Source organism: Streptomyces sp. AK010 (genome assembly GCF_014207295.1).
Lineage (GTDB): Bacteria > Actinomycetota > Actinomycetes > Streptomycetales > Streptomycetaceae > Streptomyces > Streptomyces massasporeus.
Map to the genome: position 1 here is coordinate 307,930 of NZ_JACHCX010000003.1, position 25,646 is coordinate 333,575.

The following is a 25,646-nucleotide window of genomic DNA, read 5'->3' on the forward strand; positions in this document are numbered from 1 at the left end:
CCGCCGTCCGGCGGTGGCCGTGCGCGTCGGCGCCGCGGCGGTGGTGCTGGGGGCGACAGCGGCCGTGGTGCCAGGACAGGCCACCGCGGCCGGAGAGGCCGCCGGCACACCTAGCCCGTACGCCTTCGCCGACGGCGCGCAGAGCATCGAAGGAGCGCGAAGCACCGGAGACGCCGCCCCGCTGAAGCCCGGCGGGACCTACAGGAGCTCCCTGCCGAGCAGCGGCAAGGTCAGCTACCGCCTCGACCTCGACGCCGCGTCGAACGCGTACGTCTCCGTCACCGCCGTCCCCTCCCCCGACAGCACGGTCTCCGTCATCGACGGCGTCAAGGTGACCGTGCAGGACGCCGAGGGCAACACCTGCTCCGACGACACCGCGAGTTTCGGAGCCGCACGCAGCCCCCACCCCATAGCGGCCTGGGGCAAGCGCGAGACCGGCAGGCCACTGTGCCGCAAGGCCGGTGCCTACTTCGTGTCCGTGGAGCGCGCCGACCCCGACGGTGAGGGCTCCTCGCCGGACACCTGGGATCTGGAACTCGTCGCGATGACGGAACCCGGGGAAGCGAAGACCGGGGCGACCAGCGCGCCCGAGGCATGGAAATCCGCCACGCCCCAACCACTCCAGGGAGAGCCCGAGCGCCGGAAGGGCGGCGCGGGATTCAGCGGGGCGACCCCCGTCGACCAGGGAGTCTGGCGGGACGACATCCGGCCCGGCCAGACCCTCTTCTACGAGGTGCCGGTCGACTGGGGCCAGCAGGTGTCCGTCACCGCGGAGCTCGGCAGCTCGGCCTCCGGCGGCACCGGCTACACGCCCGACGCGCTCGACCTGGATCTCTACAACCCCGCGCGCGGCCGTGTCGCCGACGTGGGGGTCGGCTACGACGGGGATCAGAAGTCCGGGAGCCTGCCTCCACTGCCACCGGTCGACCACGCCAACCGCTACGCCGCCACCGCACAGGCCGGCGCGCTGCGCTTCGCCGGTTCCTACTACCTCGTCGCCCACCTCTCGGATGCCGTCGCGGACACCTTCGGAAACGGGCCGTTCGTGATGACGCTGCGCGTCCGCACGAGCGGGGAGCCCCGGAGGGGGCCCGAGTACGCGGGGGAGTCCGTGCCCAAGGGCGTCTTCGAGGTCTCGGACGAGGACCGTGAGGCGGCCGCGGAGGGTGTGGCCGCAGCCGACAACACCGCCATGAGGGCACTCGCCGTGGGCGGCATCGGCACCGGGAGCGCCCTGCTCGTGGGACTCGGGGTCTGGACCGTGATGGCCAGGCGGAGGCCCACGACGTAGCGGGCGAGCGCCCCCTGGTCTGGCGCAGGACCCCTCAGATGCGGGTGAGGGCCCAGAAGCCCACCGCGTAGCAGGCCAGCGCGAGGAGCAGCAGCGGCACCGCCACCTTGGCCGGAGGCCCGGCATGGGAACGCCGCTGCGCCCGGTGCCGCGACGGCGTTTGGCCGACCGATGGGGCCTGCGGGCTCTGCGCGGTGTACGAGGCCGTGGAGGCGTCCGTGCGGTACTGCTCCGCAGGGGGCAGCGGCGGACCGGAGTACACCGGCGGGAGCGGCTGGGCGGGGGACAGCCGGTGCGTCGGGTCGTGGGGGGAGACGGGCGCCCGCTGATACGGAGCGGGCCCGACCGGCCGGGGCGTGGGCGACGAGGTGACGGTGGCCTGCGGAGGCGGCAGATGGAAGCTGCCGGTGTCCGACATCGAGGGCAACGAGGCGGAGTCGGGGCCGGTGGCGCGCCGCGGGTCGGTCGGCACCACCTCGGCGCCTTGCTGCCAAGGCTCGGCGTGCTGCCCGCCGGACACCGAGAGCTCACCCTGGCCGTCTCCCTGCCGGGACCCCTCCTCCCCGGCCCCCGAGGAGCTGGGCGGCTCCTGCCTGGGCCCCAGCCCCTTCGCTCTCTCCAACGGCCCCTCGGGGGCGAACCCCCTTGGAAGCGGACCCAGTTGGTCGAAGATCTCGATCAGCTCGTCGTCCGGCCCCGGGTCCGGCAGGAGCTCCGCGGCGGCGGCGAGGGCCTTGCGTGCCCCCGTAGCCGTACGGAACCGCGCCTCCGGATCCGGCTGGAGCAACATGGCCACCACCTGCCACAGCGGCTCCGGGATGCCCTTGGGCGCACCGGGCGTCCCGTGCTCGGCGAAGTACTGGATGAGCGCCTTGCTGTCCGGCTTGGCACCCTCCAGCAGATACAGCGCGACCAGCCCCACCGCGAACAGGTCGGCGGGGAAGTCCGGTTCGGCGCCCATCATCTGCTCGGGCGCGAGATAACCGGGCGTCCCGACGACGAGGTTGGTCTCCGTCAGACGGGGCTCGCCCAGCCGCATCGCGATGCCGAAGTCGGACAGCCGCAACCGCGGCCGGCCCGTGCCGGTGGCCTCCAGCAGCACGTTGGCGGGTTTCACATCACGGTGCACGACGCCCTCCGCGTGCACCGCGGCCAGGCCCGCCAGCAGCTGGTCGAGCAGAGTGCAGACGAAGGCCGGTGGGAGGGGACCATAGTCCCCGACGAGATGGACCAGGGATCCGCCCGCGACCAGATCCATGGTGAACAGGACCTTGTCGTCGTCGGCGGCCCAGCTGGTGGGGGCCAGTACATGGGGGTGGTCGATCCGCAGGGCCTGTTCCCGGACGAAGCGCAGCAGCGAGTGCGCGTCGCTCTGGAGCAAAACCTTGGCGGCCACGTAGCGACGGCGGCGGTGGTCCCAGGCGCGCCAGACGGCGCCGACCCCTCCGCGTCCGATCGGGTCGACCAGTTCGTACCGGCCGGCGAAGACCTCACCCATGGCTGTACGTCGCTCCTCCCCCTGCGGCTTCCCCCCTTGCTTCCCCCTCGGCGAGCGCTACGACTCCCCGACAGGCGAAACGGCCCCCCCGAATCCCCCGGATCCCCCGAATCCCTCGGACCGCGGGGATCCCCCGACTCCCCCGAGTCCTTCGATGAGCGGTACATCCCCTCGCGTCGACCGGTCCCCCGTACGGAACACGCCCCCTCGTGCCCGCCCGTCCGCGACGCGTCCCCCGTCACCTCACCCGCAGCCCGCTGCCGAACCCCCTTCGGCGCCGGGCGGTGGGATCAGTTCTGGTGGGACTGGTAGTGCGTGACGGCGTCCGACGTGCGGCCGGCGCCGTAGACCCGGAGGAACTCAGCCAGTTCCGGATGGGTCGGGGCGAGAGTGTCCGCGGCGTCGATGATGTCGCCCGCCGCCGCGACCGACCGCAGCAGCGACTGGATCTCACGGACGACCCGCTTGACCGTGGGCGCCCCCGAACTGCTCGTCGTCTGTGTGGTGTTGCTGAGCACCGACCCCCCTTGTGACTTCTTGATCTCCTCCATGCGCTCGGTGGCCTCGGCGGCGCTCACGCTGCCGTCCGCGACCTGCCCCGCCAGGTCCTGCAGCAGCTGCACCCGCTGCACGACAGCCGGGTTGCCGATCTTCGCCCGCTGACCGCTCATCAGCTGCGACAGCATCGGTGCGGACAGTCCCAGAACCCCCGCGAGACGAGCCTGGTTGAGACCAAGATCGTCGATCAGCCTACGGAAGAGCGCCCCCAGCGGCTCCCCGTACCAGTTCCGCTGCAGTTCCCGCGCTCTCGCGGTCGCTTCCTGCTGTGCGGCGTCCATTGCGTCTCCCCATCGCTTCCCCATGTACGGCGGTTCGCGGTAGCGAACCACGCCGAGCATCTTACGGAGAGTGGTCGGCGACGGGGACCCCCCAATCCTTTTGCGGAACCACGGGGGTGACCCGGTACTCTGGTCTCCGACGCCCGCCGGGACGCGGTTCATCCGGTCGGACGTCCCCTTACGGGGCCTTAGCTCAGTTGGTAGAGCGCTGTCTTTGCATGGCAGATGTCAGGGGTTCGACTCCCCTAGGCTCCACTTCCAAAAATGCCCTCCGAACTGCGAAAACGCGGTCCCGGAGGGCATTTTTCACGTACCGGGACGGGCTGCGGGCGGCCGGTGTTTCACGTGAAACAGCACGGCGGGGCGGGAGACCCTCAAGTCTCCCGCCCCGCCGCGCTGTTATATCCGGTGCGCCCTCAGGAACGGTCGTCGCGCCCGGCGGCCTCGTCCTCGGCCTGCTTGGCCTCGACCTCCGGGTCCAGGACCGACGGCCCCGTGCCGTCCACGGACGACAGGTGCCCCGACTCCGGGACCTCCGTCGCCGCCGGCGGCTCCACCAGCCAGTCCGGGTTGGCCTGCTTGTCCCACCACTTCCACGCGGCGAAAGCACCACCCGCCACGGCGCCCAGGATCACCAGCGTCTTCATGGCCTTACCGGCCTTGGCCCGCCGTTCGTGCTTGCGGACCAGCTTCTGGATCTCCTTGGACGTGACCTGGCCGCGCAGCGCGGCCATGGCCGCCGCACTCCGCGCCGCGGCCTCGGCCGTGACGGGCACGGCAGCGGCCACCGCCTGCTCGATCCTCGGCCTGGAGAACTCCGCCGCCTGGCGGGCGGCCTTACGGGTGCGTTCGGCGGCTTCCTGGGCGGCCTGGTCGACCTTCGGCGGCACATGCGTGCGGGCCTGCTCCAGATACGGCTGCACCAGAGTGCCGTACTGGACACGCGCCTGCCCTGCGGCCTGCGTCACCTTGGGCGCTAGCCGTACGCGTGCCTCGTGTGCGTAGTGCGCGGCCCTGTCCTTGGCCGTGTCGGCGTAGGGCGCCACCACTTCCGCGGCGTGCAGCACGCTGTCCTTCGCCGAACCAGTCGCGGCGCGCACGCTGTCGATGCGGGTCACGGGTTCCTCCTCCTCGGTGGCGTACGGTATTTCGACTTTCCACCCTTTTACGGATCATGCCTCCTGGCGCACGACCAGGCATGCACGGAAGGGCATCCGGGTCACACAAGTCGGCATCCGGAGCCGATCACGTGCGATAGCGGATGAATAGGGGGCAACAGGAGCTTGTCGTCGACAATGCCACGGATCGCCGCCCAGCGCCCCCGCCCCGGGACTACTGGCCTGATTTTCTGCGGACGCCCGCCGAGGGTTTCCCCCCGCCGCACCGAGGCCGGACGACGCGAGGGCCGGTCCGTGCGAGGATCAGGGGGTCACGGAAAGACAACGGAAGGCAGATCGTGGCTGAGCAGCTCTACGCCACCCTGAAGACCAATCACGGCGACATCGAAGTCCGGCTTCTGCCGAACCACGCGCCCAAGACGGTCAAGAACTTCGTCGAGCTCGCCCAGGGCGAGCGGGAGTGGACCCACCCGGAGACGGGCGAGAAGTCCACGGACAAGCTCTACGACGGCACGGTCTTCCACCGGGTGATCAGTGGCTTCATGATCCAGGGCGGTGACCCGCTGGGCAACGGCACCGGCGGTCCCGGCTACCAGTTCGAGGACGAGTTCCACCCTGACCTGCGCTTCGACAAGCCCTACCTGCTGGCAATGGCCAACGCCGGACCGGGCACCAACGGCTCGCAGTTCTTCGTCACCGTCTCCCCGACGGCGTGGCTGAACCGCAAGCACACCATCTTCGGCGAGGTCACCGACGCGGCCAGCCAGAAGGTCGTGGACACCATCGCCACGACCCAGACGAACCCGCGCACCGACCGGCCGCTGAACGACGTGGTCATCGAGTCGGTCGTCATCGAGACCCGCTGAGTGCGACGGCTCCCGCAGGGAACCAATCGCCCCGCTCATCCGTAAGGATGGGCGGGGCGGACTTTTCTCACACGACCTAGGGGAGACCATGGACGACCAGGCTGCGGGCAGCCCGCAGGACGCCCACAGCGTCCCCATGTGCTACCGCCACCCGGACCGCGAGACGGGCATCCGCTGCACGCGCTGCGAACGCCCGATCTGCCCCGAGTGCATGGTCAACGCCTCCGTCGGCTTCCAGTGCCCCGAGTGCGTCCGCACCGGTTCCGGCACAGGCCACTCGCCCACGGCCGCCATGCCCCGGACGATCGCGGGCGGCTCCATCGCCGCCGACCCCCGGCTGCTGACCAAGATCCTCATCGGCATCAACCTGGCCGTGTTCATCGCCGTCCAGGTCCACGAGTCGCTGCTCAACGACATCGTCCTGCTCGGCGCCTGGCCGCCGGCGCCCTTCACGCCCACACAAGGCGTGGCGGGAGGCGAGTGGTACCGCATGGTGACGTCGATGTTCACGCACCAGGAGATCTGGCACATCGCGTTCAACATGCTCAGCCTGTGGTGGCTCGGCGGCCCGCTCGAAGCGGCACTGGGCCGCGCCCGCTATCTCGCGCTGTACTTCATCTCCGGCCTCGCGGGCAGCGCACTCGCCTACCTCCTGGCGTCCCCGAGCACGGCCACCCTGGGCGCCTCCGGCGCGATCTTCGGCCTGTTCGGTGCCACGGCCGTGCTGATGCGCCGGCTCAACTACGACATGCGGCCGATCATCGCGCTGCTGGTGATCAACCTGATCTTCACCTTCAGCCCGGGGTTCAACATCTCCTGGCAGGCCCACATCGGAGGCCTGGTCGCCGGTGTCGTCGTCGGATACGCCATGGTCCACGCCCCGCGTGAGCGCCGCACACTGGTCCAGTACGGCACCTGCGCCCTGGTCTTGGGCGTGGTCGTGCTCATGACCGTTCTGAGGACGGCACAGCTCGTCTGACCAGGTGTTGTCCACAGCGGGTGTCGGATCTTGTGCATACGGTGCGGGAACGCATGTGCCCCCTGTCGCCGACCTACGTTTCCGCAGGTCAGGCAGGGGGCGAACAAGCTTTCGAAGACCGGTACTTTCGTCACACCGGCGTCAACGTCCAGCGGGTTATCCACAGATCGTCTTCATTATCCCCATGTGGAAAACTGCTGTGGATAACTCAGCGAACACCCTTGGGTAGAGCTGCGTTCACCGTGTGGTGGCCGCTACTTCCACTGGGTCGAGACACCGAATCCGGCGGCGATGAAGCCGAAGCCCACCACGATGTTCCAGTTGCCCAGCGAGTCGATGGGCAGCGATCCGTCGGTGACGTAGAAGACGACGATCCAGGCCAGGCCGATGAGGAACATGGCCAGCATGACCGGCGCGACCCAGGCACGGTTGCTCAGCTTGATGGCGGTCGTCTGCTTGGCAGGCGGCGGCGTGTAGTCGGCCTTCTTGCGGATACGTGACTTCGGCACGAGGGTCTCTCCTGTCGATGCGCTGCGTGGCCGCGCAGGTAACTGGGTCGGTCCCGGGGCAGCGTGAGGGGACTCCGATTGCTCCCCCGGGCGTCCGTTAGCGTAGTGCTTCCGCCGCGCCGAAGGAGATAAGGGTACGTTGAGCAATTCTGCCGACTCCCCCGGGACGGGATCCACCCCTGAGCGCGAGCGCCGTTTTCGGCCCGTGCGCGTCCTCACGGCGGCCGTGTTCGCTCTCGCGGGGCTCATCTTCTTCACCAGCTTCGATACCGCCAAGGGCACCAACATCCGCACGGACAGTTCGCTGCTGAAGCTGTCCGACCTCATCCACGAGCGCAGCCGGGAGAACGGCGAGCTGGATGAGACCAACGGCACCCTTCGCCAGGACATAGAGGCTCTCGCCGAGCGCGACGACGGCAGCACCAAGGCGGAGGACGACAAGCTGACGGCCCTGGAGAAGCGTGCGGGCACGCAGAAGCTCAAGGGCGACTCGCTCACGGTCACGCTCAACGACGCCCCGCCGGACGCCACCGCCAAGCTTCCCGGCTACCCCGAGCCGCAGCCCGACTACCTGGTCATCCACCAGCAGGACCTCCAGGCCGTGGTGAACGCGATGTGGCAGGGCGGGGCCAAGGGGATCAAGGTCATGGACCAGCGGCTGATCTCCACCAGCGCCGTGCGCTGCGTGGGCAACACCCTGATCCTCCAGGGCCGCGTCTACTCACCGCCGTACAAGATCACAGCGGTCGGTGACCCGGGCAAGCTGCAGAAGGCGCTCGCGGCCTCCCCGGCGATCCAGAACTACATGGTCTACGTCAATGTCTACGGGCTCGGCTGGAAAGTCGAGGAGAACGGCCCGGTGACTCTGCCCGGCTACTCGGGCACAGTGGATCTGCATTACGCGAAGCCCGTGGAGCAGTAGCCGGACCGGGGGAGCTGCCGGTGCGTGTGATCGTCAGGACCGTCAGCGAACTGTGCATCACCGTCGGCAGCCTGATCGTGCTGTTCGTCGTCTACGTGCTCTTCTGGACCGGTGTGAAGGCCGATGGCGTCATGGACGACCAGATCGACCTGCTCCGGAAGGAGTGGTCCAAGCCCCGTCCGCCGGCTGCCGGCTCCCCCGTGGGCCCGGCGAAGCCGGCGCCCTACGCCAAGGGCAGGCCTTTCGCGATCATGTACATACCGCGGCTAGGTTTCACGTGGAACAAGCCCGTGCTCGAAGGCACCGCCACCGGCACCCTGAAGAAGGGCCTCGGCCACTACGCCGAGACGGCCCAGCTCGGGCAGAGGGGGAACTTCGCCGTCGCCGGCCACCGCCGCACGTACGGGGACCCGTTCAAGGACTTTGCCGAGCTCAGGCAGGGTGACGCGGTGGTGCTGACCGACGGCACGACCTGGTTCACGTATCGGATCGACAAAGGACCGTACAAAACAGTGCCCTCGGACATCGAGGTGATCGACCCTGTCCCACGTACATCCGGGTATACGCGTTCGGGCCGGTATCTGACGCTGACCACGTGCGAACCGGAGTGGGGGCACAGTCACCGTCTGATCGTCTGGGCGCACCTGGACTCCATCCAGCCCGTGGAGGCCGGGAAACCGGAGGCGCTGCGCCGTTAGTCTGGTGGCTGTACGGCGTGGGTCTGGTGCCGTGGTACGACGGAAGGGACGGCATGTACGGCTGGATCTGGCGGCATCTGCCGGGGAACACGTGGGCGAAGGCAGTGATCTCACTCGTCCTGGTCGTGGCCGTGGTCTACGTCCTCTTCCAGTACGTCTTCCCGTGGGCGGAACCGCTGCTGCCCTTCAACGATGTGACGGTGGACAACCAGTGAGCGCGCGCATTCTCGTCGTCGACAACTACGACAGCTTCGTCTTCAATCTGGTCCAGTACCTCTACCAGCTCGGTGCCGAGTGCGAGGTCCTGCGCAACGACGAGGTGTCGACGGCGCACGCCCAGGACGGCTTCGACGGGGTCCTGCTCTCCCCGGGTCCCGGCACGCCCGAGCAGGCCGGTGTCTGCGTCGACATGGTCCGGCACTGCGCCGGCTCGGGCGTTCCGGTCTTCGGCGTCTGTCTCGGCATGCAGTCGATGCAGGTGGCGTACGGCGGTGTGGTGGACCGCGCGCCCGAGCTGCTGCACGGCAAGACCTCGCTGGTCGAGCACGGCGGTGGCGGTGTCTTCGCCGGCCTGCCCTCCCCGTTCACGGCGACGCGTTACCACTCGCTGGCCGCCGAGCCCGCCACGGTCCCGGCGGAGCTGGAGGTCACGGCCCGCACGCACGACGGCATCGTGATGGGCCTGAGGCATCGCGAACTTCCGGTCGAGGGTGTGCAGTTCCACCCGGAGTCGGTGCTGACCGAGCATGGGCACCGGATGCTGGCCAACTGGCTGGTGGAGTGCGGCGACCAGGGTGCGGTGGCGAGGTCGGCCGGGCTCGCCCCGGTGGTGGGCAGGGCCTCGGCGTGACCGCCCTGCGCCCCGAGCGCGAGTCCGACACCTCGTACGGGCAGCAGTCGTACGGGGCGCGGGGTGTGTTCGAGGAGTGGTCGGGCGGGGAGACGTACGGTGTGTCCCCGCAGTCGCAGCCGCAGCAGCCGTACGGGTCGTACGAACCCGTCCCGGAGGAGATGTATCTGCCGCCTCCCGACGAGGAGACGGTGGCGCTGCGGATTCCGGATCCACCGCCGGGGACCGGCGACTCCACAACGCGCTCTGCGGGCTCTTCCGCCTCGCGGCAGGACGGGCCCGCCCACGGTGGGCGCGCGGCCCGCAGAAAGGCCGCCAAGCGCCGTCACGGACGCCATGGCGGTGCGTCGGACACTTCGTCGGACGTCCATGCCGGCCGCGACACCGGCACGGGCAGCACGTCGCGGGCGCCGCTGTCACGGGTCGAGGCGCGGCGGCAGGCGCGGGCGCGCAGGCCCGGCGCGGCGGTCGTCGCGAGCCGGGCGATAGGAGAGGTGTTCATCACCACCGGCGTGGTGATGCTGCTGTTCGTCACCTACCAGCTGTGGTGGACGAACGTCCGGGCGCACGCCCAGGCCGGCCAGGAGGCCAGCAGCCTCCAGAACGACTGGGCGAGCGGCAAGCGCAACCCCGGGGCGTTCGAACCGGGGCAGGGTTTCGCCATCCTGCACATTCCGAAGCTGGACGTGGTCGTCCCGATCGCCGAGGGCACCAGCAGCAAGGGTGTGCTCGACCGGGGCATGGTCGGCCACTACGCCGAGGGCGCGCTGAAGACGGCGATGCCCGGCGACAAGAGCGGCAACTTCGGGCTCGCGGGTCACCGCAACACCCACGGAGAACCGTTCCGGTACATCAACAAGCTCGCTCCGGGCGACCCGATCGTCGTGGAGACGCAGGACGAGTACTTCGTCTACAAGATGGCGTCGATCCTGCCGGTGACGTCGCCGAGCAACACGAGCGTCCTGAATCCGGTGCCCGCGGGCTCCGGTTTCACCAAGCCCGGCCGCTACATCACGCTGACCACGTGCACGCCGGAGTTCACCAGCAAGTACCGGATGATCGTCTGGGGCAAGATGGTCGAGGAACGGCCGCGCAGCAAGGGCAAGCCGGATGCGCTCGTCAGTTAAGGGCAGATGACCAGTGGCAGCGACCACCGACACCGACCACGAGAAGCACACCGGCGGGGCGTCCCGGCCGCCTGCGGCACGTCGCAGACCCGGCCCGATCGCCATGGCGGTCAGCTTCTTCGGGGAACTCCTCATCACCGCGGGCCTGGTCCTCGGCTTGTTCGTCGTCTACTCGTTGTGGTGGACGAACGTGGTCGCCGACCGCGCTGCCGGCAAGCAGGCCGACAAGGTCCGTGAGGACTGGGCGCACGGCCGGGGCGGCCCCGGCGTGCTGGACACCAAGGACGGCATCGGCTTCCTGCACGTTCCCGCGATGGAGAACGGCGAGGTCCTGGTCGAGAAGGGCACGTCGAACAAGATCCTCAACGACGGCGTCGCCGGCTACTACACCGATCCGGTCAAGGCGACCCTGCCGATGTCGGGCAAGAACGGCAACTTCTCCCTCGCCGCCCACCGCGACGGCCACGGGGCCAGGTTCCACAACATCGACAAGATCAAGAAGGGCGACCCCATCGTCTTCGAGACGAAGGACAAGTGGTTCGTCTACAAGGTCTACGGCATCCTCCCCGAGACGTCGAAGTTCAACGTCAAGGTCCTCTCCCAGGTCCCGAAGGAGTCCGGCAGGAAGAAGCCGGGCCACTACATCACCCTGACGACCTGCACGCCGGTGTACACGAGCACGTACCGGTACATCGTGTGGGGCGAGCTGGAGCGGGTGGAGAAGGTGAACGCGGACCGGACACCGCCGAAGGAACTGGGCTGATTGCCTTCTTCGGGGGAGGCCGACCGCTAGCATGACGGAGGCCCGAAGCCGCAACTTTCTCTTGCGGCTTCGGGCCTTTGCGCGCTCCGGTCGCCACTCCAGGACGGTCAGGGCCGCCCCGGCGCTCCAGTCCTCCAGCAGCCCACGGTGTACGGGGGTGATGCCGCTCTCGGCTGCGATGTTGAGGGCGTCGCGGGTGAAGGGGCAGGTCGCCGCGAACAGGGCCACTTCGGAGTCGTGCAGCACCTTGGCCGCCCCGAGGAACTTCTGGATTTCGGGGCTGGTGATGGAGAGGTGAGGCGCGAACCTCTTGCACTGGACGACGATGCGCCGCCCGTCGGCCGTGCGCGCGGTGATGTCGATGCCCCGGTCCCTTCCGCCGCCTTGCACGACGACGTCGGTGCAGCCGTCGCGGCGCAGCAGCTCGGCGACGTGTTCTTCGAACTCGCGCCCGTTCATGGCGTCCATGGCGGCCATGACTCCGGCGAGGGGGCGGTTCTCCCGGGGGCTTTCCAGTCGCTGTAGCCGGGTGTGGTGCTGTCGGAGTCGCTTCTCGATGCGCTGGACGCCTGCCCGGAGGGCGATGAGCTCTCGCCGGTGCTCGCCCGACGTTTCGATCAGGGCGTTGAACATGGGGACGACGGTCGTCCCCAGGATGTGGGTGATGCGCTGGTCGATGCGGGCGTCGAGGGAGGCGGCGTCCATCGGGGTGGGGTTTTCCACAGGCTGTGTGCGTGCCAGGTACTCCGTGTCGAGGAGGTACACACGCACCTGACGTGCGACTTCGCTGTCTCGGAGCAGCATGGCGATGTTGAGGACGGCGCGCCGGGGGAAGAGGGCCAGGGATCGGGTGTGTGACCGGATTCAACTGAGGTTCTTGAAGGACCTCAGTTCTTCGCCGGTCAGGAGTCGGTAGCCGCTGGCCTCCAGCTCGGTTCGGTGGTCCTTGACGAGCGACTTGATGGCTTCGAGACCGACGTCGAAGTACGACGCCACCATCGCGGTCGTCACATGCATCCCGTCCGGCAGCAGCGACAGTGCCTTGACCCTGTCGAGTACGTCCGTGCGGGCGAGCACGCTGCCGCGCAGGGTCGGTGATTCCAGCAAGGCCGTTTCGTTGATCACGTTCTGCCCTTCGGCTCGTGTGGCCGAGGCGGGGTTCCGATTCCCCACCCCACCCCACCAGGTGAACGAGTCGGGACATATGAAGACACGATTGACGGACGCACACCTTTGCGAGTCTGTCGTCGGCTGCGCACGGCAGAGCCCCCGGCCTCGGTGGGTGGGCCGGGGGCTCTGGGGTGTGTAGATGTGGGCGGGCGGGGTCAGTCGTCCTCGTTGCTGCCGCTGAGGCCGCCGAAGATGCCGCCGTTGCCGTTGCCGTTGCCGTTGCCGTTGCCGCCTCCGACGCCGACGGTCTGGAGGGTGATCGTCGTGGCCGCCGGGTCGTCGACCTCCTGGTTCGGACCCGGGTTCTGGCCGGCCACGAGGGCGTTGTCGCTCTGGTCGCTGCCGCCCGCGAACTGGATGTTGGTGAAGCCGGCCTGCGCGAGGATCTGCTTGGCCTGGCCGACCGTCTGGCCGACGACCTGCGGGACCTTGACCTTCTGCTGCTTTTTCTTGCCGATCTGGATGTTGACCGAGGAGTTCGGGTCGACCGACGTGCCCGCCTGCGGTGTGGTCTGGATGACCTTGCCGACCTGGTTGTCGTCGTCGGTCTCCACCTCGGTGCAGTTGCCGACCAGGTCGCTGGCCTGCATCTGCTGCTTGGCCGCGTCACAGCTCTGGCCGAGCACGTCCGGGACCGTGGATTTCGCTTCGGCCTTGGCGATGGTGAGGGTGATCGTGGAGCCCTTCTCCACCTCCTCGCCCAATTCCGGGTTCTGCTCGAGGACGGTGCCGGGCTCCTCCGAGGACTCCTTCGACTTCGTCTCGACCTCGAACTCGTACTTGTCGCCTTCCAGCGTCGCCTTGGCGTCGTCCAGCTTGTCGCCGACGACGCTCGGCACTGCGACCTTCGGTGCCCCGGTCGACACCACGAGGTTGATGGTGTCGCCCTTGTTGACCTCGACCCCGGCCTTCGGGTCCTGGGAGCAGACCTTGCCCTTGCTCTGGTCATCGCAGGGTTTGCTGGAGAACGACAGCTCCAGGTCGGAGTTCTTGGCCCGCTGCTGGGCGCTCTTCTTCGTCTCACCGACGAAGTTGGGCGCTTCGAGCGAGTTGTTGCCCACGCCTCCGTCGCCGCTGAACGCCCACCGGCCGATCAGGATCGCCCCGACCAGGACCAGGATGCCGGCCACCACCAGCAGGATCGTGGAGGTGTTGGACTTGCGCTGCTGGCCGCGGCGGCGGTCGGGGCGGTCGTCGTAGCCGTAGCCGCCGTCGTCCGGGTTCATCGGGGGCAGCATGGAGGTGGCGCCGGCGCCGGAGTCGGCGCGCAGGGCCGTCGTCGGCTGGTCGTCGGGGTAGCCGCCGTAGCCCACGGCGCCCATCGCGGCCGTCGCGGCGACGGGCTGGCCGTCGAGGCAGGCCTCGATGTCGGCGCGCATCTCGTCGGCCGACTGGTAGCGGTAGTCCGGGTCCTTGACGAGTGCCTTCAGCACGATCGCGTCCATCTCGGGCGTGATCTCGGGGTCGAAGACGCTCGGGGACTGCGGCTCCTCGCGGACGTGCTGGTAGGCCACGGCCACCGGGGAGTCGCCGACGAACGGCGGGCGGACGGTCAGCAGTTCGTAGAGCAGACAGCCGGTCGAGTACAGGTCGGACCGGGCGTCGACCTGCTCGCCCTTGGCCTGCTCCGGCGAGAGGTACTGGGCGGTGCCGATGACCGCGGAGGTCTGCGTCATCGTCATGCCGGAGTCGCCCATGGCGCGGGCGATGCCGAAGTCCATGACCTTGACCTGGCCGTTGCGCGTCAGCATGACGTTCGCCGGCTTGATGTCGCGGTGGACGATGCCGGCGCGGTGGGAGTACTCGAGGGCCTGGAGGATGCCGATGGTCATCTCCATGGCACGCTCCGGCAGGAGCTTGCGGCCGGAGTGCAGCAGCTCACGCAGCGTCGAGCCGTCCACGTACTCCATGACGATGTACGGGATCGACACGTTGTCGATGTAGTCCTCGCCCGTGTCGTAGACCGCGACGATCGCGGGATGGTTGAGCGAGGCGGCCGACTGGGCCTCCCGGCGGAACCGGGCCTGGAAGGAAGGGTCACGCGCGAGATCCGCGCGCAGCGTCTTCACCGCCACAGTGCGGCCGAGGCGGGTGTCATGCGCGAGGTAGACCTCCGCCATGCCACCACGCCCGAGCACCTGGCCCAGTTCGTACCGGCCGCCGAGGCGACGCGGCTCTTCCATAGCTACCTACCAGCCCTCTCCGTCGGTCCCGACCGGCACGCTTGTACGGTCGGAGGCTGCCGTCCGGGCCTACCGTACCCGGCTCGCTTTGTGTGACCTGGCCAAGCCCGTCAGCCGATACAGGACCGGTATCGCAACGTGCACCGATGTGAAGCAGGCGTGAGCGGGGTCACTTCTTGCTGTCGATGACCGCCTCCATCACGTTCCTCGCGATCGGGGCCGCGAGGCCGCCGCCGGAGATGTCGTCACGGACGGCGTTGTCGTCCTCGACGACGACCGCCACGGCGACCGGCGCGCTGCCGTCCTCGCCCTTGGCGTAGGAGATGAACCACGCGTAGGGGTTCTCGCTGTTGTCGACGCCGTGCTGGGCGGTACCGGTCTTGCCGCCCACCTTGACGCCGTCGATCTTGGCGTTGGAGCCGGTGCCCTTGTCGACGACCGTCTCCATCATCGACTGGAGGATCTGGGCGTTCTCCGCCGACAGCGGCTGGCTCAGCTCCTGGGGGTCGGTCTTCTCGATCGGGTCGAGGCCGGGCGACTGGAGCTCGTCCACCATGTACGGCTTCATCAGCTTGCCGTCGTTGGCGACGGCCGAGGCGACCATGGCCATCTGCAGCGGGGTCGCGGCGGTGTTGAACTGGCCGATGGAGGACAGTGCGGTCTGCGACGGGTTCATCTTGTCGGAGAAGACCGAGGCGTTGGCGCGGACCGGCGTGAACTGCTCCTCGTCGAAGCCGAACTTCTTGGCCATGTCCAGCATCTTGTCGTTGCCGAGGTCGGAGCCGATCTTGCCGAAGACGGTGTTGCAGGAGTACTGGAGGGCCACCCGCAGCGTCGCGTTCTCGCAGGGGATGTTGCCCTCGTTGGGCAGCTTGGTGGTGGTGCCCTTCATGATCCACGGGTCGGGCGAGTCCGTCTTGGCGTCGGCGGACGTGTACAGACCGTCCTCCAGCGCCGCGGCCGCGGTGACCACCTTGAAGGTGGAGCCGGGCGGGTAGGTCTCGCGCAGTGCCCGGTTGAGCATCGGGTCGTTCGGGTTGTTCTTCTTCTGCAGCTTGTTCCACGCCTCGCCGTCCTTCGACGTGGAGTTGCCCGCGAAGGAGGAGGGGTCGTAGGACGGGTAGGAGGCGAGCGCGAGGATCTTGCCCGTGGACGGCTCCAGGGCGACGACAGAGCCCTTGCCGCCCTGCCGCTTCAGGCCGTTGTACGCGGCCTTCTGCGCGGCGGCGTTCAGCGTCGTGACGACGTTGCCGCCCTGCTGCTTCTTGCCCGTGAGCATGTCGAGCGTGTTGCGGAAGAACAGCCGGTCGTCGTTGCCGGTGAGGATGCCGTCCTCGATGTTCTCGATCTGGCTGGCGCCGAAGGCCTGCGAGGCGTAGCCGGTGACCGGCGCCCACATGGGGCCGTCCTTGTAGGTGCGCTTGAACTTGAAGTCGCTGCCCGGCGTCTCGGCGGAACCGGTGATCGGCTTCCCGTCGACGATGATGTCGCCGCGGGGGGAGGCGTAGCGCTCGATGATGACGCGGCGGTTGTTCTTGTCGGTCCTGAGCTCGTCGGCCTGGACGTACTGGATCCAGTTGTCACGGATCAGCAGTGCCAGGACGAGCAGGCCACAGAAGATCGCGATCCGGCGCAGGGGCTTGTTCATGACGGGCGGACCACCTGGGTCATCTCGGCGTCGGGGTTGGCGGCGGGAGCGGGGGCCGGGCGGCGGGCCGTGTCGCTGATCCGCAGCAGGATGCCGATCAGCGCCCAGTTGGCGATCACGGAGGATCCGCCGTAGGCCACGAAGGGCAGCGTCATACCGGTCAGCGGGATGAGGCCCATCACACCGCCGGCCACGACGAAGACCTGGAGGGCGAAGGCGCCGGACAGGCCGATGGCCAGCAGCTTGCCGAACGGGTCGCGGGCCGCGAGGGCGGTGCGCACACCGCGCTCGACGATCAGACCGTAGAGCAGCATGATCGCCATGACGCCGGCCAGGCCCAGCTCTTCGCCGAAGGTGGCGAGGATGAAGTCGGAGTTGGCGGCGAAGCCGATGAGGTCGGAGTTGCCCTGTCCGAGGCCGGTGCCGAGCGTGCCGCCGGAGCCGAAGGCCCACAGGGCCTGCATGGCCTGCTCGGAGTGGACGATGCCGTCCTGGACGCCGGCGCGGGAGAGCTCGAACTCGCGCATCGGGTCCAGCCAGGCCTGCACACGCGTCTGGATGTGCGGCTCGAAGCTCGCCACACCGACGGCGCCGACCGCGGACATCAGCAGACCGAAGACGATCCAGCTGGTCCGCTCGGTGGCGACGTACAGCATGATGATGAACATCCCGAAGAACAGCAGGGATGTACCGAGGTCGGTCTCGAAGACCAGGATGAGGATCGAGATCACCCAGACCACGAGGATCGGACCGAGGTCGCGGCCGCGCGGCAGGTACAGGCCCATGAAGCGGCGGCTGGCCAGGGCCAGGGCGTCTCTCTTGACCATGAGGTAGCCGGCGAAGAACACCGCGAGGACGATCTTCGCGAACTCACCGGGCTGGAGTGTGCCGAGGCCGGGGATCTTGATCCAGATCTTGGCGCCGTAGATGTTCGCGCCGAGTCCGGGCACGAGCGGCAGGATCAGCAGGAACAGCGCACCGGCCATCGAGATGTACGTGTAGCGCTGCAGGACCCGGTGGTCCTTGAGGAAGAGCAGCACGACCACCAGCAGGGCGACGCCCATCGCGGAGTACAGCAGCTGCCGTGGGGCCGCCTCGACGAACTGCTTGCTCGCCTGCAGCTTCTCCGACTGGTCGAGGCGCCAGATGATGACCAGTCCGAGCCCGTTGAGCAGCGTCGCCAGCGGCAGCATCAGCGGGTCGGCGTACGGCGCGAACTTCCGTACGGCGAGATGCCCGACGCCCGCGAGCAGGCCGAGCCCGAGCCCGTAGCTCAGCAGGCCCGGCGGCACCGAGTCGTGGAGCGCCAGGCCGACGTTGGCGTAGGCGAACACCGGGATGACGACGGCGAACACCAGCAGCGCGAGCTCGGTGTTGCGCCGGCTCGGCGCGCCGATGGCGCCGATCGTGGACGTGTGGTTCGTCGGCGAGTGCGACGTATTCGTACCGCTCATCGTGTGACAGGGCCTCTCACGGCTACTGCTTACCGCACAGCGAGACGACCTTCTGCTCTTCCTCCGAGAGGCTGGGGCCGGGGCTGGGAGTGGGTGCGGTCGTGGTCGGGGGCGTGGACTTCTCCGGGGCCGACGGTGAACCCGACGGGCTGGACGGGTTCGGCGTCGGTGTGGCCTTGGACGTGAAGGAGGCGGGAGTGGTTCCCGTGGTGCCCCCGGCCTCGCCTTCGCCGGTCTTGGAGTTGTTCTTGCTCTCGGCGTCGCGCCGCTGCGCCTCCTTCTTGCACGCGGAGGCCTGCACCGACAGTTCCTGGATCTTCGCCTGGGCGTCCTTCAGTCCGCCCTCGGGGATCGTCGCCTCGACCAGCTTCTGCTGGTAGGGCGGCAGGTACTTGAGTTCGATCTCGGGGTGGTCCTTCTCGACCTTCGAGAGCGAGACCCAGGCCAGGTCCTGGCTGATGCCCCGGTACAGCGCGACGTGCTGCTCCTCGGTGCCGACGTAGTACTGCGTCTGCGTCCAGCGGTATCCGCCGTACAGGCCGCCGCCGATGACGGCCAGTGCGAGGGCGCCGTAGAGGGATCTCTTCAGCCACCGGCCCTTCTTGCGGGGCTTGGTGAAGTCGTCGTCGCCGTAGTCGAAGCCGGCTGCCGGGATGTAGCCGGTGGTGTCGCCGGATCCGGGCGGGCCGAACTCGCCGCCCCCGCCGCCCCGGCCGTGCCCCTGGCGGCCGAGCCCGGAGGCGCGGCCGGCGGGGGTCTGCATGATGCCGTTGTCGTGCAGCTGGTGCTGGTTCTCGGCGACGGCGCCGACCACGACGGGGGTGTCGGACAGCTGCCCCGCGAGGGTGTCGCCGGTGTCGAGGTCGAGGACGTCGGCGACGATGACCGTGATGTTGTCCGGGCCGCCGCCGCGCAGCGCCAGCTCGATCAGGTTCTGGACGGTCTCCTGGGGGCCCTGGTAGCTGGCGAGGGTGTCCTCCAGGGTCTGGTGGGACACCACGCCGGACAGGCCGTCGGAGCAGATCAGGTAGCGGTCGCCGCCGCGGACCTCGCGGATGGACAGGTCCGGCTCGACGTGGTCGCCGGATCCGAGGGCGCGCATCAGCAGCGAGCGCTGCGGGTGTGTGGTCGCCTCCTCCTCGGTGATCCGGCCCTCGTCGACCAGGCGCTGCACCCAGGTGTGGTCCTGGGTGATCTGGGTGAGGACGCCGTCGCGGAGCAGGTACGCGCGCGAGTCGCCGACGTGCACGAGTCCGAGGCGCTGGCCCGTCCACAGCAGGGCGGTCAGGGTGGTGCCCATGCCCTCCAGCTGGGGGTCGTCCTCGACCATCGAGCGCAGCTGGTCGTTGGCGCGCTGTACCGCGGTGCCGAGCGAGGTGAGGACGTCGGAGCCGGGGACGTCGTCGTCGAGGGCGACGATGGTGGAGATGGCCTCGGAGGAGGCGACCTCACCGGCCGCCGCGCCGCCCATGCCGTCGGCGATGGCGAGCAGGCGCGGGCCGGCGTAACCGGAGTCCTCGTTGCCCTCCCGGATCATGCCCTTGTGCGATCCGGCCGCGAAGCGCAGTGACAGACTCATGCGCACCTCGCCTGTCGGCTCCGGGTACAGCCGGTCGTGTCGAGCCACACTGCCCACCCTCCGGTCGGGAGCGCGCGGGGGGCCGGGGTGGGGCCCGCCACTGCGTGCTCGCTCCGCTCGCGCCTATCCATGATGTAGCACTACTTCCGCAGCTCGATGACGGTCTTGCCGATGCGGATCGGCGCGCCCAGCGCAATCGGTGTGGGAGTCGTCAGCCGGGACCGGTCCAGGTACGTGCCGTTGGTGGAGCCGAGGTCCTCGACGATCCACTGGCCGTCGCGGTCCGGGTAGATCCTGGCATGGCGGCTGGAGGCGTAGTCGTCGTCCAGCACGATCGTCGAGTCGTGCGCCCGGCCCAGGGTGATGGTCTGGCCCTGGAGCGCGACCGTGGTGCCGGTGAGGGTGCCCTCGGTCACGACCAGTTTGGTGGGGGCGTTACGGCCGCGCCGGCCTCCGGCGGGCTGCTGGCGCTGCTGCGGTGGCGCCTGGCGGGCGGCGGCCTGCTGCTGCCTGCCTGCCTCGCGGCGCGAACCGCGCTGCGTGACACGCGTACCGAACAGGTCGCTGCGGATGACCTGCACGGCCACGATCACGAACAGCCACAGTACGGCCAGGAAACCCAGCCGCATGACCGTGAGGGTCAGCTCTGACATTGCCCCCGCTTCACCCTTCGGCTTGCCGGTAAATGATGGTGGTGCTGCCCACGACGATCCGCGAGCCGTCGCGGAGCGTAGCGCGGGTGGTGTGCTGCCCGTCCACCACGATGCCGTTGGTGGATCCGAGATCCTGGATCGTCGAGGGCGTTCCGGTCCGGATCTCGCAGTGCCGGCGGGAGACGCCGGGGTCGTCGATCCGCACGTCGGCGTCGGTGCTGCGGCCCATCACCAGGGTCGAGCGGGAGATCTGGTGGCGGGTGCCGTTGATCTCGATCCAGTGGCGGGTGCGTCCGCCGGCGGCCTGGGGCCGCTGGCCGCTCGCGGCGGGCGGGTAGCCGTAGCCGCCGGGTCGGCCGCCGGGGGGCGGCGCGGACGGCATGGGCGGGGCGCCGGAGGGCGCCGTGGCGGGCGGGTAGCCGTAGCCGCCGGGGCGTCCGCCCTGCGGGGCGGCGGGTGCGGCGGCGCCGCCTCCCGGGCCGCCCTGCTGGCTGCTGGAGGAGGCGAGCGTGCGGCTGCGCACCCGGTACAGGCCGGTGTCGAGGTCGTCCGCCTTCTCCAGGTGCACCTTGATCGGGCCCATGAAGGTGTAGCGCTGCTGCTTGGCGTAGTCGCGCACCATGCCGGCGAGCTCGTCGCCGAGCTGGCCGGAGTAGGGGCTGAGCCGCTCGAAGTCAGGAGTGCTCAGCTCGACGATGAAGTCGTTGGGCACGACCGTCCGGTCGCGGTTCCAGATGGTGGCGTTGTTGTCGCACTCGCGCTGGAGCGCTCCGGCGATCTCCACGGGCTGGACCTCGGACTTGAACACCTTGGCGAAGGTGCCGTTGACCAGACCTTCGAGACGTTGCTCGAACTTCTTCAGGACTCCCATGGGGCACCTCCTCCTTGGCTGCCGTCCTGTGTACTGCCCTGCGGGCCGCTTGCCGGGTACTGCTGGTACTGCTTACTGATCGTATCCACGCGCCGCTCGATCGGCTGGTTCCCCCTGTCAGCCCCGCCGACGGGTGTCGACGCGTGACGAAGTTCCCTGTGGAGCTCCTCCTCGAACTCCTCCGGTGGTACTGCTGCGCGTAACCGCCTCCGGTATGCCTGCAAGGATCGTAGAGGCGGCTGAAGACCAGTGTCCCGCACCTGACTGTGGACCCCGACCCCCTCCTGCGGAGACGGCGGGTACCGGTACGAGGTTGATACGTGAACCGGTACGGGTTGATACGTGGCAGGGGCATCGAAGGTTCGCTGGGGGGTCTGCCTGCGGGGATAAGGGATGTGAACCTGCCCCTTCCGGCGTGCTAATGTTCTGGGTGTCGGAAGGCGCCACGCCCCAAGGGGCAGGCGCCCAGGACACACCCAATGCGCGGGTGGCGGAATAGGCAGACGCGCTGGATTCAGGTTCCAGTGCCCGCAAGGGCGTGGGGGTTCAACTCCCCCCTCGCGCACCGTCGGAACGGGCGGCATCGATCGGATGCCGCCCGTTCTTCGTGTTTGCCGGATGTGGCGGTTCTCCCGGCCCGGCCCGGGTTCCCGCCGTGTGAGGAAGCTCTCAGGCCTGGTCGGCCGGGCCGTCGCCGAGCGTCCGCCCCGGGGCGAAGCGTTCCCGTACGACCGGGTCGTCGAGGAGGCGGGCCGGGTAGCCGGGGCCGGTCCGGGCGCTCATGTCCCGCTGCTGCAGGGGCTCGCCGCAGGCGGAGCAGACGACCCGGGCCTCGGTGTCGTGGTCGCAGGGCGTGTGGCGCAGGACCACCGGGGCGCCGTCCTCGCCGGCCAGCCAGCGGTCGCCCCAGGCGTTGATCGCGGCGAGCACACCGAAGAAGTCGCGGCCCTTGTCCGTGGGCAGGTACTCGTGGCGGACGGGGTCCCGCTGGTAGACGTGCCGCCGCAGCAGGCCCTCGGCCTCCAGGCGCCGCAGCCGGTCGGTGAGGGTGTTGCGGGCGATGCCGAGGGTGCCGATGAAGCCGTCGAAGCGGGATTCGCCGTAGAAGACCTCGCGCAGGACCAGCAGGGTCCAGGCGTCGCCCAGGATGTCGGCGGTGCGGGCGATCGAGCAGGGCCAGTTGCCGAACGAGGTCCGTCTCATGGCCCCACTGTAGGCGGCTTGCCCCGGCTGGTCTCATGATGAGATCGACCCGGTCCGGAGGGCTGTGCGCGGATCCCGGCGAGGTCCGCCGGGCGGCGGCGCAGGGCGAGGGCGGCGGGGACCGTCGCGCAGATCATGGCCAGGAGGGCGCAGGCGAGCGCCGTCGTGCCGAGGGCCTGCCACGGGAGGGTGATCGTGGGCGGGACCGACAGCAGAGCGAGGGCGCCCCACATCCCGGCCAGGTTGACGCCGGTGACCAGCAGGCCGAGGAGCGCTCCGGCGGCGACGGCCGTCAGGGCCTCGGCCGCGGTCAGCCGCAGCATCTGCCACCGGGTGGCTCCGGCCAGCCGCAGCACGGCCAGGTCGCGGGCCCGGTCGGCGGCCGCCATGACCGTGGTGTCGGCCACGGAGATGCCCGTGTAGAGCAGGGCGATGCCGAGGACCAGCAGGAGGCCGAGACGGGTGGTGCGGTTGGTTTCGGGGTGGGTGGCCCGGATCCACGCGTCCCGGGTGAGGACCTCGCCGCCGTGCGTGCCGATCGCCCTGCGCAGGGCGGTGGCCACGGGGCCCGGGGCCGTGCCCTGATCGAGGGCCACGTCCACGCGGTCGACGCCGGCTCCCGGGGCGTTGCGCTCACGGACGTGCGCATGCCGCCCTGCTTCCAGGATGAGGGGCTGCACGCGGCTGCGCGGGGAGCGGCCCACGCTGCCCGTGCTGGTCCTCAGCCAGTACGTGCAGCGCCGGTACGCCGCCGAGCTGCTGGACTCCGGCGACGGCACGGGCGTCGGCTATCTGCTCAAGGACCGCGTCGGCCAGGTCGAGGAGTTCGTCGAGGCACTCGGCAAGGTGGCGGACGGCGGCACGGTCGTCGACCCCGAGGTCGTACGGCAGTTGCTGCGCCGCCGCCGCGACCCGCTGGAGCGGCTCACCCCGCGCGAGCGGGAGGTGCTGGCGCTGATCGCCGAGGGCAGGTCCAACAGCGCGATCGCCCGCGAACTGGTCGTCTCCGAGGCGGCCGTGGGCAAACACGTCTCCGGCATCCTCGCCAAGCTGGACCTGCCGCCGGCGGACGCGACCCACCGCCGGGTGCTGGCCGTGCTGGCGTACCTGCGGGCTTGAGGACGCGCGCCCAAGGCCGTGTCGCCATCGACGCGTTGTATAAAAACGAGTGAGTTGGTTTCATTGCGTCGCCATCAGAGCCCTGCAGGGGAGCCACGGGTGACCAAACAGGACCGGGCCGTCCGGACCCGTCTCGCGCTGATCCGGTCGGCGGCCGAACAGTTCGAGGCCCGCGGATTCGTCCGGGCGAGCCTGGCGGAGATCAGCGCGGGAGCCGGTGTCAGTTCCGGCGCGCTGCACTTCCACTTCGCCAACAAGGCCGCCGTCGCCGAGGCCGTCGAGCACGCGGCCGAACAAGCCCTGCGCGAGGCCGCGGCCGGTCATCGCGACGGTGACGGCAGCGCCCTGCAACGCCTCGTGGACGTCACCCACCGCGTCGCCCGGCTGCTCTGCGCCGACGTCGTGGTCCGGGCCGGGCTGCGGCTGAACGCCGAGCAGGTCGCCGGGCGGGTGCGGGACCTGCGCCGGGAATGGCGGGAGTGCGTGCAGGGGCTGCTGGCAGAGGCGGAGCACGGCGGTGAACTCGCCGCCGGGGTGACGCCGCAGCGCACCAGCGCCGTCGTCCTGGCCGCCACGACCGGCATCGAGGTGCTGGCCCGCGAGGACGACGGCTGGCTCGCCCGGCCCTCGCTGACCGACCTGTGGCAGCTGCTGCTGCCGTGCCTGGCGGCGCCGTGCCTGGCCGGGACGCTGGATCCGGCGGGGAGTGAAGCGGTGGGGAGCGGGCCCGCTGGGAGCGGATCGGTGGGGAGCGGATCGGCGGGGAGTGGGCCGGCCGGGCCGGGCGTTCAGGCGGAGGCGGGCCGGCTGGGGCTCGCGCTGCGGTAGTCACACGCCGCCGGCCGACCGTGAGTGAGGCCATGGCTAAAACAAACCGGTTGCCAAGTCTTTTCGGCCTGCGGATCGCACGATGGTCTCCCAGCCTCTGGACCAAGGAGCGATGAGTCATGGCACAGCAGGCCTGCCCCTTCCTGTCGATCGACCCGACCGGTCAGGACCTCTACGGCGAGATATCCCGGATCCGTGCCCAGGGCCCGGCCGTGGAGGTCGAACTCCCCGGCGGTGTACGGGCGTGGTGGATCACCGGCCTGGAGCTGAACAAGCGGCTCCTGGCCGGCCCCGAGACGAGCAAGGACGCCTATCAGCACTGGCCGGCCTGGATCAACGGGGACATCTCCCGCACCTGGCCGCTCGCCATCTGGGTCTCGGTGCGCAACATGGTCACCGCCTACGGCTCCGACCACAGCCGGCTGCGCAAGCCGATGGCCGCCGCCTTCACCAAACGCCGCGTCGACGCGCTGCTGCCGCGCGTCCAGGAGATCGTCGACCAGGCACTGGACGCCCTGGAGCGCGTCCCCGAGGGCGAAGTCGTCGATCTGCGGGCGGCGTTCGCGGCGCCCGTCCCGCACGAGGTGGTGTGCGAGCTCTTCGGCGTACCGCCCGGCGAGGACGGGCCGCGCGCGGCCCTCTACCGCATCATCAGCCGCTTCTTCGACACCGCGATCTCCCTGGAGGACGCCCAGGCCAACGCCGTCGACCTCTACGGCACGCTGACCGCGTTCCTCCGGTACAAGCGCGAGCACCCGGCCGACGACCTGACGACGGCGCTCATCGCCGCGCACGACGAAGGCAGCATCGGCGAACAGGAGTTGATGGACAACCTGATCCTGCTGCTCACCGCCGGGTTCGAGACGACCGTCAACCTCATCGACAACACCGTGCACAGCCTGCTCGCCGCCCCCGACCAGCTCGACCTCGTCCGCTCCGGGCGGGCGACCTGGGAGGACGCCCTGGAGGAGTCGCTGCGCTTCGAGGCGCCGGGCGCCATGTCGGGTCTGCGCTACGCCGTCGAGGACATCGAGATCGAGCCGGGCCTGACCATCCCGAAGGGCGACCCGCTGGTGGTCTCCTTCGCGGGCGCCGGGCGCGACCCCGAGCGGCACGGGCCGGACGCCGAACGCTTCGACGTCACACGTGTCACCAGCCGCGACCACGTGTCCTTCGGCCACGGCGTGCACCACTGCCTGGGCCGGCCCCTGGCCATGGCCGAGGCCACCGTGGCCCTGACGTCGCTGTTCGCGCGCTTCCCGAGGCTGGCCCTGGCCGATCCGTCGCGTCCGCCGAAGCGGCTGCGGTCCATCATCTCCACCGGCCACGAGGAGCTGCCGGTGCTTCTGCACGGCCGGGATCCGGGCGGCGGCCCGCGCCCGGAGGCGGCGGAGACAACGGAGACGCGGGCGGGGGAAGCGGAGACGGAGGCGGGGGAAGCGGAGACGGAGGCGGCGGAGGCTTAGTACTGCGATGCG

25 protein-coding genes, 2 tRNA genes and 2 pseudogenes are annotated in these 25,646 nt (G+C 69.6%); 15 read left to right on the forward strand and 14 right to left on the reverse strand.

Annotated elements, in window-relative coordinates; genetic code table 11:
- The first annotated feature begins 13 nt into the window (after positions 1 to 13).
- The gene (locus HDC93_RS07615) at positions 14 to 1,291 is read left to right on the forward strand and encodes a hypothetical protein (protein ID WP_185008446.1); all 1,278 of its coding nucleotides are present in this window, start codon (positions 14 to 16) and stop codon (positions 1,289 to 1,291) included.
- A gap of 34 nt (positions 1,292 to 1,325) precedes the next feature.
- Here the strand turns inward: HDC93_RS07615 and HDC93_RS07620 are convergent, their stop codons facing one another.
- The gene (locus tag HDC93_RS07620; RefSeq protein WP_185008448.1) at positions 1,326 to 2,789 is read right to left on the reverse strand and encodes a serine/threonine-protein kinase; all 1,464 of its coding nucleotides are present in this window, start codon (positions 2,787 to 2,789) and stop codon (positions 1,326 to 1,328) included.
- 290 nt (positions 2,790 to 3,079) lie between these two features.
- Positions 3,080 to 3,628: a DNA-binding protein gene (locus HDC93_RS07625; protein WP_031105349.1), complete on the reverse strand. Its 549-nt coding sequence runs from the start codon at positions 3,626 to 3,628 to the stop codon at positions 3,080 to 3,082.
- Positions 3,629 to 3,810: 182 nt separating this feature from the next.
- On the opposite strand from HDC93_RS07625, the gene HDC93_RS07630 reads away from it, so the two are divergent.
- Positions 3,811 to 3,883: transfer RNA gene (locus HDC93_RS07630), tRNA-Ala, on the forward strand.
- 161 nt (positions 3,884 to 4,044) lie between these two features.
- Here HDC93_RS07630 and HDC93_RS07635 read toward each other — a convergent pair.
- Entirely contained in the window at positions 4,045 to 4,746 is a 702-nt protein-coding gene (locus HDC93_RS07635) for a DUF5324 family protein (protein ID WP_185008450.1), read from the reverse strand.
- Positions 4,747 to 5,084: 338 nt separating this feature from the next.
- Between HDC93_RS07635 and HDC93_RS07640 the strand changes: the two genes are divergently transcribed.
- Both HDC93_RS07640 and HDC93_RS07645 read left to right on the forward strand, forming a co-directional pair.
- A complete protein-coding gene (locus HDC93_RS07640) occupies positions 5,085 to 5,612 on the forward strand; it encodes a peptidylprolyl isomerase (protein ID WP_097217938.1) in 528 nt (175 codons plus the stop codon).
- An 88-nt stretch (positions 5,613 to 5,700) separates the two neighbouring features.
- Positions 5,701 to 6,591, forward strand: a complete 891-nt coding sequence (locus tag HDC93_RS07645) for a rhomboid family intramembrane serine protease (protein ID WP_185008452.1) — start codon at positions 5,701 to 5,703, stop codon at positions 6,589 to 6,591.
- A 254-nt stretch (positions 6,592 to 6,845) separates the two neighbouring features.
- Here HDC93_RS07645 and crgA read toward each other — a convergent pair whose 3' ends face one another.
- Positions 6,846 to 7,100 (reverse strand): cell division protein CrgA, encoded by a 255-nt coding sequence (crgA, locus tag HDC93_RS38175; RefSeq protein WP_030846986.1) that lies wholly within the window; start codon positions 7,098 to 7,100, stop codon positions 6,846 to 6,848.
- A 139-nt stretch (positions 7,101 to 7,239) separates the two neighbouring features.
- On the opposite strand from crgA, the gene HDC93_RS07655 reads away from it, so the two are divergent.
- From HDC93_RS07655 to HDC93_RS07680, 6 genes are read left to right on the forward strand one after another with little or no spacing between them, the layout of a single operon-like run.
- A complete protein-coding gene (locus tag HDC93_RS07655; RefSeq protein WP_185008454.1) occupies positions 7,240 to 8,022 on the forward strand; it encodes a DUF881 domain-containing protein in 783 nt (260 codons plus the stop codon).
- A gap of 20 nt (positions 8,023 to 8,042) precedes the next feature.
- Complete coding sequence (locus HDC93_RS07660; protein WP_185008456.1) at positions 8,043 to 8,720, forward strand: class E sortase; 678 nt, start codon at positions 8,043 to 8,045, stop codon at positions 8,718 to 8,720.
- A 17-nt stretch (positions 8,721 to 8,737) separates the two neighbouring features.
- Positions 8,738 to 8,935 (forward strand): hypothetical protein, encoded by a 198-nt coding sequence (locus HDC93_RS07665; protein WP_037668147.1) that lies wholly within the window; start codon positions 8,738 to 8,740, stop codon positions 8,933 to 8,935.
- The gene (locus HDC93_RS07670) at positions 8,932 to 9,570 is read left to right on the forward strand and encodes an aminodeoxychorismate/anthranilate synthase component II (protein WP_185008457.1); all 639 of its coding nucleotides are present in this window, start codon (positions 8,932 to 8,934) and stop codon (positions 9,568 to 9,570) included. Before HDC93_RS07665 ends, HDC93_RS07670 begins: the two co-directional genes overlap by 4 nt.
- Complete coding sequence (locus tag HDC93_RS07675) at positions 9,567 to 10,697, forward strand: class E sortase (RefSeq protein WP_185008459.1); 1,131 nt, start codon at positions 9,567 to 9,569, stop codon at positions 10,695 to 10,697. The genes HDC93_RS07670 and HDC93_RS07675 overlap by 4 nt, the downstream gene beginning before the upstream one ends.
- Before the next feature lie 13 nt (positions 10,698 to 10,710).
- Entirely contained in the window at positions 10,711 to 11,460 is a 750-nt protein-coding gene (locus HDC93_RS07680) for a class E sortase (protein WP_185008461.1), read from the forward strand.
- Between the two features lie 192 nt (positions 11,461 to 11,652).
- Here HDC93_RS07680 and HDC93_RS39245 read toward each other — a convergent pair.
- Positions 11,653 to 12,093, reverse strand: a pseudogene (locus HDC93_RS39245) (restriction endonuclease); the annotation flags it as partial.
- Here HDC93_RS39245 and HDC93_RS38185 point away from each other — a divergent pair.
- On the forward strand, positions 11,992 to 12,318 hold the full coding sequence (locus HDC93_RS38185) for a hypothetical protein (RefSeq protein ID WP_260419461.1): 327 nt from the start codon (positions 11,992 to 11,994) through the stop codon (positions 12,316 to 12,318). The pseudogene HDC93_RS39245 and the gene HDC93_RS38185 sit on opposite strands and share 102 nt — an antisense overlap.
- 6 nt (positions 12,319 to 12,324) lie before the next feature.
- On the opposite strand, the gene HDC93_RS38190 is transcribed toward HDC93_RS38185, so the two are convergent.
- From HDC93_RS38190 to HDC93_RS07715, 7 genes are all read right to left on the reverse strand, one after another.
- Entirely contained in the window at positions 12,325 to 12,585 is a 261-nt protein-coding gene (locus tag HDC93_RS38190) for a hypothetical protein (RefSeq protein ID WP_260419462.1), read from the reverse strand.
- A gap of 200 nt (positions 12,586 to 12,785) precedes the next feature.
- Complete coding sequence (gene pknB, locus HDC93_RS07690) at positions 12,786 to 14,813, reverse strand: Stk1 family PASTA domain-containing Ser/Thr kinase (protein WP_185008463.1); 2,028 nt, start codon at positions 14,811 to 14,813, stop codon at positions 12,786 to 12,788.
- Positions 14,814 to 14,982: 169 nt separating this feature from the next.
- Positions 14,983 to 16,461 carry a penicillin-binding protein 2 gene (locus HDC93_RS07695; RefSeq protein WP_185008465.1) on the reverse strand — a complete coding sequence of 493 codons (1,479 nt, stop codon included), beginning with the start codon at positions 16,459 to 16,461 and terminating at the stop codon, positions 14,983 to 14,985.
- Positions 16,458 to 17,915 carry an FtsW/RodA/SpoVE family cell cycle protein gene (locus tag HDC93_RS07700; protein ID WP_185008467.1) on the reverse strand — a complete coding sequence of 486 codons (1,458 nt, stop codon included), beginning with the start codon at positions 17,913 to 17,915 and terminating at the stop codon, positions 16,458 to 16,460. Before HDC93_RS07700 ends, HDC93_RS07695 begins: the two co-directional genes overlap by 4 nt.
- 22 nt (positions 17,916 to 17,937) lie before the next feature.
- The gene (locus HDC93_RS07705) at positions 17,938 to 19,494 is read right to left on the reverse strand and encodes a Stp1/IreP family PP2C-type Ser/Thr phosphatase (RefSeq protein ID WP_185008469.1); all 1,557 of its coding nucleotides are present in this window, start codon (positions 19,492 to 19,494) and stop codon (positions 17,938 to 17,940) included.
- A gap of 140 nt (positions 19,495 to 19,634) precedes the next feature.
- Positions 19,635 to 20,147 carry an FHA domain-containing protein gene (locus HDC93_RS07710; protein WP_033309926.1) on the reverse strand — a complete coding sequence of 171 codons (513 nt, stop codon included), beginning with the start codon at positions 20,145 to 20,147 and terminating at the stop codon, positions 19,635 to 19,637.
- A 10-nt stretch (positions 20,148 to 20,157) separates the two neighbouring features.
- On the reverse strand, positions 20,158 to 21,018 hold the full coding sequence (locus tag HDC93_RS07715; protein WP_185008471.1) for a DUF3662 and FHA domain-containing protein: 861 nt from the start codon (positions 21,016 to 21,018) through the stop codon (positions 20,158 to 20,160).
- A 481-nt stretch (positions 21,019 to 21,499) separates the two neighbouring features.
- Between HDC93_RS07715 and HDC93_RS07720 the strand changes: the two genes are divergently transcribed.
- Positions 21,500 to 21,583: transfer RNA gene (locus tag HDC93_RS07720), tRNA-Leu, on the forward strand.
- Positions 21,584 to 21,687: 104 nt separating this feature from the next.
- Here HDC93_RS07720 and HDC93_RS07725 read toward each other — a convergent pair.
- Both HDC93_RS07725 and HDC93_RS07730 read right to left on the reverse strand, forming a co-directional pair.
- A complete protein-coding gene (locus HDC93_RS07725) occupies positions 21,688 to 22,221 on the reverse strand; it encodes a helix-turn-helix domain-containing protein (RefSeq protein WP_185008473.1) in 534 nt (177 codons plus the stop codon).
- Complete coding sequence (locus HDC93_RS07730; protein ID WP_398984174.1) at positions 22,218 to 22,901, reverse strand: ABC transporter permease; 684 nt, start codon at positions 22,899 to 22,901, stop codon at positions 22,218 to 22,220. Before HDC93_RS07730 ends, HDC93_RS07725 begins: the two co-directional genes overlap by 4 nt.
- On the opposite strand from HDC93_RS07730, the pseudogene HDC93_RS07735 reads away from it, so the two are divergent.
- The 3 genes and pseudogenes from HDC93_RS07735 to HDC93_RS07745 all read left to right on the forward strand — a co-directional run.
- Positions 22,848 to 23,340: pseudogene (locus HDC93_RS07735) on the forward strand (LuxR C-terminal-related transcriptional regulator); the annotation flags it as partial. The gene HDC93_RS07730 and the pseudogene HDC93_RS07735 sit on opposite strands and share 54 nt — an antisense overlap.
- Before the next feature lie 99 nt (positions 23,341 to 23,439).
- On the forward strand, positions 23,440 to 24,168 hold the full coding sequence (locus tag HDC93_RS07740; protein WP_185008479.1) for a ScbR family autoregulator-binding transcription factor: 729 nt from the start codon (positions 23,440 to 23,442) through the stop codon (positions 24,166 to 24,168).
- A gap of 119 nt (positions 24,169 to 24,287) precedes the next feature.
- Positions 24,288 to 25,634, forward strand: a complete 1,347-nt coding sequence (locus tag HDC93_RS07745; RefSeq protein ID WP_260419463.1) for a cytochrome P450 — start codon at positions 24,288 to 24,290, stop codon at positions 25,632 to 25,634.
- Positions 25,635 to 25,646: the final 12 nt, after the last annotated feature.

What these genes read in the sequence shown, in the direction of transcription:
- HDC93_RS07645 (WP_185008452.1), top strand. Translation starts at nt 5,701, where the DNA reads ATGGACGACCAGGCTGCGGGCAGCCCGCAGGACGCCCACAGCGTCCCC.
- HDC93_RS07705 (WP_185008469.1), bottom strand. Translation starts at nt 19,494, where the DNA reads ATGAGTCTGTCACTGCGCTTCGCGGCCGGATCGCACAAGGGCATGATC.
- HDC93_RS07725 (WP_185008473.1), bottom strand. Translation starts at nt 22,221, where the DNA reads ATGAGACGGACCTCGTTCGGCAACTGGCCCTGCTCGATCGCCCGCACC.
- HDC93_RS07695 (WP_185008465.1), bottom strand. Translation starts at nt 16,461, where the DNA reads ATGAACAAGCCCCTGCGCCGGATCGCGATCTTCTGTGGCCTGCTCGTC.
- HDC93_RS07625 (WP_031105349.1), bottom strand. Translation starts at nt 3,628, where the DNA reads ATGGACGCCGCACAGCAGGAAGCGACCGCGAGAGCGCGGGAACTGCAG.
- pknB (WP_185008463.1), bottom strand. Translation starts at nt 14,813, where the DNA reads ATGGAAGAGCCGCGTCGCCTCGGCGGCCGGTACGAACTGGGCCAGGTG.
- HDC93_RS07700 (WP_185008467.1), bottom strand. Translation starts at nt 17,915, where the DNA reads ATGAGCGGTACGAATACGTCGCACTCGCCGACGAACCACACGTCCACG.
- HDC93_RS07620 (WP_185008448.1), bottom strand. Translation starts at nt 2,789, where the DNA reads ATGGGTGAGGTCTTCGCCGGCCGGTACGAACTGGTCGACCCGATCGGA.
- HDC93_RS07715 (WP_185008471.1), bottom strand. Translation starts at nt 21,018, where the DNA reads ATGGGAGTCCTGAAGAAGTTCGAGCAACGTCTCGAAGGTCTGGTCAAC.
- HDC93_RS07710 (WP_033309926.1), bottom strand. Translation starts at nt 20,147, where the DNA reads ATGTCAGAGCTGACCCTCACGGTCATGCGGCTGGGTTTCCTGGCCGTA.
- HDC93_RS07745 (WP_260419463.1), top strand. Translation starts at nt 24,288, where the DNA reads ATGGCACAGCAGGCCTGCCCCTTCCTGTCGATCGACCCGACCGGTCAG.